8 protein-coding genes are annotated in these 9,734 nt (G+C 71.0%); all 8 read right to left on the reverse strand.

Annotated elements, in window-relative coordinates:
* Positions 1-63: 63 nt before the first annotated feature.
* Complete coding sequence (pstB, locus tag ACIP37_RS34365) at positions 64-840, reverse strand: phosphate ABC transporter ATP-binding protein PstB (protein ID WP_063348284.1); 777 nt, start codon at positions 838-840, stop codon at positions 64-66.
* Positions 841-883: 43 nt separating this feature from the next.
* Complete coding sequence (gene pstA, locus ACIP37_RS34370) at positions 884-1,960, reverse strand: phosphate ABC transporter permease PstA (RefSeq protein WP_363624989.1); 1,077 nt, start codon at positions 1,958-1,960, stop codon at positions 884-886.
* Positions 1,957-2,934, reverse strand: coding sequence for a phosphate ABC transporter permease subunit PstC (gene pstC / locus ACIP37_RS34375; RefSeq protein WP_363586543.1), 978 nt, complete (start codon positions 2,932-2,934; stop codon positions 1,957-1,959). Before pstC ends, pstA begins: the two co-directional genes overlap by 4 nt.
* Before the next feature lie 149 nt (positions 2,935-3,083).
* On the reverse strand, positions 3,084-4,214 hold the full coding sequence (gene pstS / locus ACIP37_RS34380; protein ID WP_363586542.1) for a phosphate ABC transporter substrate-binding protein PstS: 1,131 nt from the start codon (positions 4,212-4,214) through the stop codon (positions 3,084-3,086).
* 243 nt (positions 4,215-4,457) lie between these two features.
* Positions 4,458-4,916 (reverse strand): NUDIX hydrolase, encoded by a 459-nt coding sequence (locus tag ACIP37_RS34385; protein WP_400808967.1) that lies wholly within the window; start codon positions 4,914-4,916, stop codon positions 4,458-4,460.
* A 52-nt stretch (positions 4,917-4,968) separates the two neighbouring features.
* Positions 4,969-6,057, reverse strand: a complete 1,089-nt coding sequence (locus tag ACIP37_RS34390; protein WP_363586541.1) for a CHAD domain-containing protein — start codon at positions 6,055-6,057, stop codon at positions 4,969-4,971.
* Between the two features lie 103 nt (positions 6,058-6,160).
* The gene (locus ACIP37_RS34395; protein ID WP_363586586.1) at positions 6,161-8,338 is read right to left on the reverse strand and encodes an RNA degradosome polyphosphate kinase; all 2,178 of its coding nucleotides are present in this window, start codon (positions 8,336-8,338) and stop codon (positions 6,161-6,163) included.
* Positions 8,339-8,659: 321 nt separating this feature from the next.
* On the reverse strand, positions 8,660-9,622 hold the full coding sequence (gene mshD / locus ACIP37_RS34400; RefSeq protein WP_363586540.1) for a mycothiol synthase: 963 nt from the start codon (positions 9,620-9,622) through the stop codon (positions 8,660-8,662).
* Between the last annotated feature and the right edge of the window lie 112 nt (positions 9,623-9,734).

Raw genomic sequence — 9,734 nt, forward strand, 5'->3', positions numbered from 1 at the left:
GCCTGTGTGCTCGCCGTTCGCCTCCGGACACCGCGGTCCGTCGGCTCGTGGCGGGGGTACGGCCTAGCCGAAGCGGCCGGAGATGTAGTCCTCGGTCGCCTGGACCGACGGGTTGGAGAAGATCCGCTGGGTGTCGTCCAGCTCGACCAGCTTGCCCGGCTGGCCGACGCCGGCCAGGTTGAAGAAGGCGGTGCGGTCGCTGACGCGGGCCGCCTGCTGCATGTTGTGGGTCACGATGACGATGGTGAACTGCGACTTGAGCTCGCCGATCAGGTCCTCGATCGCGAGGGTGGAGATCGGGTCGAGCGCGGAGCAGGGCTCGTCCATCAGCAGGACCTGCGGCTCGACCGCGATGGCGCGGGCGATGCACAGCCGCTGCTGCTGGCCGCCGGAGAGGCCGGCCCCCGGCTTGTTCAGCCGGGTGTGAACCTCGTTCCAGAGGTTGGCGCCCTTCAGCGAGCGCTCGACCACCTCGTCCAGGACGGACTTCTTGCGCACGCCCGCGAGCTTGAGCCCGGCGATCACGTTGTCGTAGATCGACATGGTCGGGAACGGGTTCGGGCGCTGGAAGACCATCCCGACCGAACGGCGGACGGCGACCGGGTCGACGTTCGAGGCGTAGAGGTTCTCGTCGTCCAGGAGGACCTTGCCCTCGACCCGGGCGCCGGGGATCACCTCGTGCATCCGGTTGAGGGTGCGCAGGAAGGTGGACTTGCCGCAGCCGGAGGGGCCGATGAAGGCGGTCACCGAGCGGGGTTCGATGCTCATCGAGATGTCCTCGATGGCCTTGGTGGTGCCGTAGTAGGCGGACAGTCCGCTGACGTCGATGCGCTTGGCCATGATCGTTGCTTCTCTCGTCTGTCTTCGTACGTCAGTCGGTCGCTCAGTGTCCGCCCTTGGGCGAGCGCCAGCGTGCGATGCCCCGGGCGATGAGGTTGAGCCCCATCACGAAGGCGATCAGCACCAGCGCGGCGCCCCAGGCGCGGGCGTAGCCGAAGTCGTTGTTGACCACCGAGTACTGCTGCCAGATGTACATCGGCAGGGACTGCTGCGGTCCGTCGAACGGGTTGCTGTTGATGGCGTCGGCGCCGAAGACCAGCATCAGCACCGGGGCGGTCTCGCCCGTGATGCGGGCGACCGCCAGCATCACGCCGGTGGTGATGCCGCCGATCGCGGTGGGGAGGACGATCCGCAGGATGGTCTTCCACTTCGGCACGCCGAGCGCGTACGAGGCCTCGCGCAGCTCGTTCGGGACGAGCTTGAGCATCTCCTCGGTGGACCGGACCACGACCGGCATCATCAGGATCGCCAGTGCGAGGCTGCCCGAGAAGCCCGAGTAGCTGAAGCCCAGGGCGATGTTCCAGAGCGAGAGGACGAACAGACCGGCGACGATCGACGGGATGCCCGTCATGACATCGACGAAGAAGGTGACGGTCTTGGCGAGCGTGCCGCGGCCGTACTCGACCAGGTAGACGGCGGTCAGCAGACCCACCGGGGCGGCCATTGCGGTGGCCAGGGCGACCTGCTGCATGGTGCCGAGCAGCGCGTGGTAGATGCCGCCGCCGGGGCCGGAGGCGATCACGCCCTTCATCGAGTGGCTCAGGAAGTTCCCGTTCACCACGCCGATGCCCTGCTGGACCGTGTAGACCGTCAGGGAGATCAGCGGGACGACGGCCAGGATGAAGGCGACCCAGACCACCGAGGTGGCGAACCGGTCCTTGGCCTGGCGGCGGCCCTCGACCTGGGCCGAGACGCCGTAGCTGACCAGCAGGAACAGCAGGGCCGAGATCAGGCCCCACTGCAGGTGGCTCTCCAGCCCCGCGGCGGCGCCGATCCCGCAGCCGACCGCGATCGAGCCGACCGCGACGGCGGCCGGGGCCCACTTGGGCAGCCGGTTGGCGGTCAGGGACCGGCTGAGCGGCCGGGCGTCGGCCGTGACGGAAGTCGTTGCCGCGGTCATGCGTTGGCCCCCGAGTACTCCTTGCGGCGGGCGATGATCAGTCGCGCGGCACCGTTCACCAGCAGGGTGATGACGAACAGGACGAGGCCGGAGGCCATCAGGGCGTCGCGCCCGTTGTTGCCGGCCTCGGCGAACTTCAGCGCGATGTTCTGCGCGAAGGTGCCGCCGCCCGCGTCGAGGATGTGCAGCGAGAGCACGTTGCTCGCGGACAGCACCACAGCGACGGCGATGGTCTCGCCGAGCGCGCGCCCGAGGCCGAGCATCGAGGCCGAGATGATGCCGGGGCGGCCGAACGGCAGCACCGCGGTGCGGATCATCTCCCAGCGGGTCGCGCCGAGCGCGAGCGCCGCCTCCTCCTGCATCCGCGGCACCTGGCGGAACACCTCGCGGGAGACCGCCGTGATGATCGGCAGGACCATGATCGCCAGCAGGATGCCGACGGTGAACAGGTTGCGCGGGGTGCCGGTCTTGGTCTGGTCGAAGAGGTACGTCCAGCCGAGGTACTGGTTGAGCCAGCTGGTCAGGCCGTCCATGTGCGGGACCAGGAAGAGCGCGCCCCACAGGCCGTAGACGATGCTGGGGACGGCGGCGAGCAGGTCGACCAGGTAGGCGAACGGCTGGGCGATCTTCCGCGGCGCGTAGTGCGAGATGAACAGCGCGATCCCGATGGCCACCGGGACGGCGATCGTCATCGCGATGACGGCGCTGACGAGGGTGCCGAAGGCCAGGACGGCGATGCCGAAGACCGGCTTCGTGGCGTCCGGCGTCCACTCGAAGGTGGTGAGGAAGTTGCCCTCGTTGGTGCTGAGGGCCAGGCCCGCGCGCCAGGCCAGGAAGCCGGCGATCGCGGCCATGATGACCAGCAGCAGGATGCCCGAACCGCGGGCGAGGTTCATGAAGATCTTGTCGCCGAAGCGGCTGTCGCGCGGTCGGCGTTCCCTGCCTCGCGGGGCGGCAGGGGAGGATGAAGTCATTGTCTACTCCGGTCTGGTGGTGCCGCCCCGGAAGGGGGACGGCACCATGGCGGCGGTGCCCCGGACGTTGGTGCTGGGTCGGTGCGTTCCGGTGGGACGACCCCGGCCCCCCTCGCTCACGGGGCCGTCCCACCGGTGCTCCTGTCGGGTCAGGCCAGGGAGGAGACGGCGGCCTTGACCTTGTCGCTGATGGCGGCGGGGAGCGGGACGTAGCCCTTGTCGCCGATCGCCTTCTGCGCGGCGTCGCTGATGGCGTAGGTCAGGAAGGACTTCAGGTTCTCGAGGTTCTCCGGCTTGTTGCCCTTGTCGCAGGCGATCTCGTAGGTCACCAGGATGATCGGGTAGGCGTTGTCGGCCTTGGTCCCGTAGTCCAGGGAGAGGGCGAGGTCGCCGTCGGTGCCCACGACGGTGGAGGAGGCGAAGGTGAGGGCGGCGTTGGCCGCGGTCGCCTCGACGGGCTTGGCCGCACCGGTGGCGATCTTGGCGCTCTTGAGGTTGTTGCTCTGCGCGTAGGACAGCTCGGCGTAGCCGATGGAGTTCTTGACCTGCTTGATCTGCGCGGAGACGCCGGCGCTGCCCTGGGCGGACTGGCCGCCCTTGCCCTTCCACGCCTTGTCCGGCGCGGCGCTCCAGGCGCCACCGGAGGTCTTGGCGAAGTAGGAGGTGAGGTTGTACGAGGTCCCGGAGTCGTCCGAGCGGTGGACGGTCTGGATCTCGGCGTCCGGCAGCTGCACGCCCGGGTTCAGGGCGGCGATCGCGGGGTCGTTCCACTTGGTGATCTGCGAGTCGAAGATCTTGGCGGAGGTCGGGCCGTCCAGGACCAGGTTGTCGACGTTGTCGACGTTGTAGACCAGCGAGACGAGACCCGCGACCAGCGGCAGGTCGATCGCCTTGCCGCCGGTGCAGACCGTCTTGGAGGTGTCGACGTCGGCGGGCTTGAGCGCGAAGTCGGTGCCGGCGAAGGCGACCTTGCCCTGGTTGAACTGCTGCACACCGGCGCCGGAACCGCCACCGCTGTAGTTGACGGTGGTGCCGGAGCAGGACGCGCCGTAGGTGGTCTTCCACACGTCGATCGCGTTGGCCTGAGCCGTCGAGCCCGCAGCGAGCAGCGTCCCGCCCTTGCCACAGTTGACCGCGGCGGCCGAAGCGGAGCCGCTGGAGCCACCGGCGGCCTTGGCACCGTTGTCGTCCGAGCCGCAGGCAGCGAGCGACAGCGAGCTGACGAGCGCCATGGCACCGATGGCGAGGGCCTTGGAGCGGCCGTTCCGCTGGAGCTTCACAGGGGTGTCCCTTTCTGTGGCATTGCCCGTCGCGCGGGCCGTGCGAGGACGGCGGGCGCGGGTTCTGCTGTGGTCCGGGGCCCGTTCGGCCCTCCGGTAAACCCGAAGTTAGGCCGGGTAGGTGACACGACAGCCGGTCACAAGTGAACGGAGAGTGAACCTCGAAAGGATGACAGGAAACTACGCCAGGTAGTCACGGTTGCGTCACGGCGAGGGCGCGACGAGATCACTTCCACCGTCCCGTCACCGAGGGTGATCACTCGCCCGTACGGGCTTCGCACCCAGGATCGCCAGCAGGGCGTCGACCAGCAACCGGTCGCGGTCGTGCGTCAACCGGGCGCGGGCCTTTCCGGCGGGCAGCCACTCCAGCCGGTCCACCTCGCGGTTCGGCCGGAACGCCCCGCTCGACGGCACCGCCGCCCAGTAGCGCACCTCCTTCGGCCGGCCCTGCGCCAGGTAGTGCTGGGCCGGCAGCTCCGGACCGAGCAGGCAGGCGAACCCGGTCTCCTCGCGCACCTCGCGCAGCGCCGCCGCGACCACTCCCTCCCCCGGGTCGAGCTTGCCCTTCGGCAGGCTCCAGTCGTCGTACTTGGGCCGGTGGATCACCGCGATCCGCGGCCGCCCCAGCCGGCCGCTCTTCTTCGGCCGTCCCGGCAGCCACAGCACCGCACCCGCCGCCAGGATCACCCGGGCATGCCCCACCCCGGTCGCGGGTGCGTCCGCTGCCGGCCCGGTGCTCAGGCGATCGCGCAATTCAGGCCGTCCGTGGTGCGGGGGAATGCCCCCAGCCCTCGGCAGGGGGGAGGTCCGGCCAGCCGTCCAGGCCGGGCGGGAGGTCGGACCACCGGCGGCCGAAGGCGTACCGCGCCGCCTCCACCTCCAGTCGCTGATCAGCATGCACCACGCCCAGCACGTAGGCGGTCGCCGGGGTGATCCGCGGGGTCCGCGCGGCGGTGGCCGCGGTGACCGCAGCGTCCGCCGCCTCCTGGTGCCGGCCCAACACCCCGTCCAACTCGTCCAGTTCGGCGGACCCGCGACCGCACACCTCCAGCGCGTACCGGGCCCGCTTCACCAGGATGCGCGTCCGTGCCCACGGCGCGTCGTCGGCCGCCAGCGCCGTGTCCGCGTCCACCGCGCCGCGCGCCGCCGGGACGGCGCCCAGCCGGCGCAGCCCGTCACCTCCGTACGGCGTGGCCGCCCGGTGCAGCGGCAGCTGCTGGGCGCTCGCCGACAGCGCCGTGAACGCGGCGGCCGCCTGCGGCAGCAGCACCGCGGGCGCCCGGCCGCCCGCCGACTCCAGCAGCGGGGCATCGCCGACCAGCAGCGTCATCCGGTCCGCCAGCGCGTGCAGCCGGGCCGACCGGAGCTCCTGGAGCACCGAGGAGTGCGCCCTGGTCCGGGCCAGGGTCAGCTGCCGGTCCAGCAGCGCCCGCGCCTTGGGCGCCCCGACGTGCCCGGCCAGCATGCCCGTCCCGTCCGGATCGCTGCCGCTCAGCGAGTCCAGCGCGCCCAGCAGCCGGGCCGAGCGGCGGACGTAACCGGGCTCCAGCGCCAGCAGGTTGAGCAGCCAGCGCAGCTCGGTGCGCGATTCCTGGGCCCAGGCCTGCTCGAAGACGGAGCCGAAGGTGTGCAGCAGCCCGCCGATCCGCCGGACCGCCCGCAGCAGGTCGGCGGTGCCGGCCGCCGGGACGACCGCGGCCGTCCCCGGTCTGGCGCCGACCTCGCCCACCGTCAGCGGCAGGGCGCGCAGGAACGCGCCGGCCTGGGCGGTGAGGTGGCTGGAGAGGATGTCCCCGGCGGTCGTGGTGGCGGCCGCCTGGGCCGTCATCGGCGCATCGGTCATGGCGTGGTAGATCCCCGTTCCCCCGGGTTCGTCCCCCCGGGGCTGGTGGCCGACCGCCGGAACCGGTCCCCTGCGGTTCCAGCGGCTCGCATCAGTGGTCGCGTCAGCGCGAGGCGGCGGCCCGGCGGCGCAGGCGCGAGTCGATCAGCAGATCCTGGACGTGCCGCAGCGGCCGGCTCTCGGCGTCCTGCGAGTGGCGGGTCCACGCGCCGTCCTGCCCCAGGTGCCAGGACTCGGTCTCGTCCGACATCCCGAGGTCGATCAGGCCGGACAGCTCGGCCCGGTGGGCCGGGTCGGTGATCCGCATCAGTGCCTCGATCCGGCGGTCCAGGTTGCGGTGCATCATGTCGGCGCTGCCGATCCAGACCTCCGGATCGCCGTTGTTGCCGAACACGAAGACCCGGGAGTGCTCCAGGAAGCGACCCAGGATGCTGCGGACCCGGACGTTCTCGCTCAGCCCCGGCACGCCCGGCCGGATCGCGCAGATCCCGCGCACCCAGACGTCGACCGGCACGCCGGCCTGCGAGGCCCGGTACAGCGCGTCGATCACGGCCTCGTCGACGATCGAGTTGACCTTGATCTTCACGTACGCCGGCCGACCGGCCCGGTGGTGGGCTATCTCGTTGTGGATCCGGGAGACCAGCCCGTCGCGCAGGCCGCGCGGGGCGGTCAGCAGGCGGCGGTAGGACTCCCGGCGCGAGTAGCCGGACAGCCGGTTGAAGAGGTCCGAGAGGTCGGCGCCGACCTGCGGGTCCGAGGTCAGCAGCCCCAGGTCCTCGTACAGCCGGGCGGTCTTCGGGTGGTAGTTGCCGGTGCCGACGTGCGAGTAGCGGCGCAGGGTGTCACCCTCCTGCCGGACCACCAGCGACAGCTTGCAGTGCGTCTTCAGCCCGACCAGGCCGTAGACGACGTGGCAGCCGGCCTCCTCCAGCTTGCGGGCCCACTTGATGTTGGCCTGCTCGTCGAAGCGCGCCTTGATCTCGACCAGGACCAGCACCTGCTTGCCCGACTCCGCCGCGTCTATCAGCGCGTCCACGATCGGCGAGTCGCCGGAGGTGCGGTACAGCGTCTGCTTGATCGCCAGGACGTCCGGGTCGGCGGCGGCCTGCTCCAGGAAGGCCTGCACCGAGGTGGAGAAGCTGTCGTACGGGTGGTGCAGCAGGACGTCCCGCTCGCGCATCGCGGCGAAGATGTCCGGTTGGGACGCCGACTCGACGTCCGTCAGTCCGCGGGCGGTGCCCGCCACGAACTTCGGGTACTTCAGCTCCGGGCGGTCCAGTTCGGCGATCCCGAACAGACCGGTCAGGTCGAGCGGACCGGGCAGCGGGAAGACCTCCGCCTCGGTGATGTTCAGCTCCCGCACCAGCAGGTCCAGGATGTAGGGGTCGATCGACTCCTCGACCTCCAGCCGCACCGGCGGGCCGAAGCGCCGCCGCATCAGCTCCTTCTCCAGGGCCTTGAGGATGTTCTCGGTGTCGTCCTCCTCCACCTCCAGGTCCTCGTTGCGGGTCACCCGGAAGGCGTGGTGCGCGAGCACCTCCATGCCCGGGAACAGCTCCTCCAGGTGCGCGCCCATCACGTCCTCCAGCGGGACGTAACGCTGCGGCGAGGCCTCCAGGAAGCGGGCCAGCGACTGCGGCACCTTCACCCGGGCGAAGTGCTTGTGCCCCGAGACCGGATTGCGCACCACCACGGCCAGGTTGAGCGAGAGCCCCGATATGTACGGGAAGGGGTGCGCCGGGTCGACCGCCAGCGGGGTGAGGACCGGGAAGATCTTTTGCCGGAACAGGGTGTGCAGCCGGGCCTGCTCCTTCTCGGCCAGCTCCGGCCAGCGGACGACCTCGATGCCCTCGGTGGCGAGGTCCGGCAGCACCTCCTGCTGGAAGGCGGCGGCGTGCCGCGCCATCAGCTCGCGCGAGCGGGTCCAGATCAGGTCCAGCACCTCGCGCGGCTGGAGGCCGGACGCGCTGCGCTGGGCGACGCCCGTCGCGATCCGGCGCTTCAGCCCGGCCACCCTGACCATGAAGAACTCGTCCAGGTTGCTCGCGAAGATGGCGAGGAACTTGGCCCGCTCCAGCAGCGGGATCCCAGGATCCTCTGCCAGCTCCAGGACGCGCTCGTTGAACGCGAGCCAACTGCGCTCGCGGTCCAGGAAGCGGCCCTGCGGCAGTGCGTCGAACTCCTGCTCGTCCTCGGCCGGCAGCTCGGGCGGTATCCCCAGCGCACCGGACATCCTGGCCGGCGGGGACAGCGAGGCAGAGACGGGGCGGGGGATGCTCATGGGCTCCAGCTCCTCCAGCAGCAGGACGTCGTCCGGACGCGAATGGCTCTGCGGGCCGTCGTCCTCGCCCAGGGCCAACGCCCACCCGCCGGGCGCGGTCCGTACAGGGCCGGCCGGCGCGTGGCGGTCGACTCTGCACGAGCGAGACACTACGGACTTCATCCTGTGATCTTCGCGGCAGCAATTGAATCCACGGTAAACACCGCATGGCCAGGAGGAAAGCTGAGTCGGTCGGGGCAAGGGCCGGTGACGTCCGGCCCCTTGCCCCGGACCACCCGGAGCCGCTAGGTCCTGCCCGGTCCCGTAGGTCCTGTCCGGGTCCTAGGCCGCCTGGTCCTCGCGGTACTGGACGCGGTACATGAGGTCCACCTCGTGGATGGTGAACCCCAGTCGTTCATATACCCGCACCGCGGCCGGATTGTCGGCGTCGACGTAGAGCAGGACCGTCTCCAGTCCGCGCTCGCCGGCGTCCGAACCGGTCAGGTGACGCAGACCGGCAGCGGTCAGGGCACGGCCGAGACCGCTGCCCTGCTCCGCCGGGTCCACCCCGACCACGTAGACCTCGCCGAGCGCAGGCTCGGTGGCGGTGGCCGGGTGCACCTTGGTCCAGTGGAAGCCGACCACCTTGCCGCCCCGGGTGGCGAGGAAGAAGCCGGCCGGATCGAACCAGGGCTCGGCCAGCCGCTCGGCCAGGTCCCGCTCCGTCCAGGAGCCCTGCTCCGGGTGGTGGGCGAAGGCCAGCGCGTTCAACCGCAGCCACTCGGCGTCGTCCTCGCCGGGGCGGAAGGTCCGGAGCTCGACGCCCTCGGGGATGGCGACGGCCTCGGTCTGCGGCCCGCTGCGGCGCATCTGCCGCAGCTCGCGCACCAGCTCGGCCCCGTACCGGCCGGCCAGGTGCCGGGCCGCCGGGTGACCACCGTGCACCCAGAAGTCCACCGCGTCACGGCCGGCCCGGTGGGCCTGTGCCAGCACCGCGTCCACCAGCGGCCGGGCCAGGCCGCGGCCGCGGGCGGCCGGGTCGACCACCAGCTCGGCGGCGGGGTTGGCCCCGGGGCCCTCCGGGACTTCGAGCTGTCCGTAACCGACGGCGGCGCCGTGCTCGCTCTCGATGAAGTGGCTCACGCCGGGGCGCGGAGTGTCCGAGGAACGCAGCCGAAGCCGGCCCTGCTCGGACACGGCAGCCCGGCCGTCCACCGCCTGGGCGTCCGCCAGAACGCGCAGGGCGCCGTCGCGCTGCTCGGGGCGGAGCACACTGTTCGCAATGACCGCTGTCTGATCGTCCATGCCCCGACGATACGTCACCGGAAATGCAGAGAACCCCCATCCGGTTTCCCGGATGGGGGTTCTCTGTGAATGATTGTTCGGCGGCGTCCTACTCTCCCACAGGGTCCCCCCT

This window comes from Kitasatospora sp. NPDC088861, from assembly GCF_044750105.1.
GTDB lineage: Bacteria > Actinomycetota > Actinomycetes > Streptomycetales > Streptomycetaceae > Kitasatospora.

Bases quoted from the DNA above. Each gene is read 5' to 3' on its own strand.
- ACIP37_RS34390 (WP_363586541.1), bottom strand. From the start codon at position 6,057: ATGACCGATGCGCCGATGACGGCCCAGGCGGCCGCCACCACGACCGCC.
- ACIP37_RS34395 (WP_363586586.1), bottom strand. From the start codon at position 8,338: ATGAGCATCCCCCGCCCCGTCTCTGCCTCGCTGTCCCCGCCGGCCAGG.
- pstC (WP_363586543.1), bottom strand. From the start codon at position 2,934: ATGACTTCATCCTCCCCTGCCGCCCCGCGAGGCAGGGAACGCCGACCG.
- mshD (WP_363586540.1), bottom strand. From the start codon at position 9,622: ATGGACGATCAGACAGCGGTCATTGCGAACAGTGTGCTCCGCCCCGAG.
- pstA (WP_363624989.1), bottom strand. From the start codon at position 1,960: ATGACCGCGGCAACGACTTCCGTCACGGCCGACGCCCGGCCGCTCAGC.
- pstB (WP_063348284.1), bottom strand. From the start codon at position 840: ATGGCCAAGCGCATCGACGTCAGCGGACTGTCCGCCTACTACGGCACC.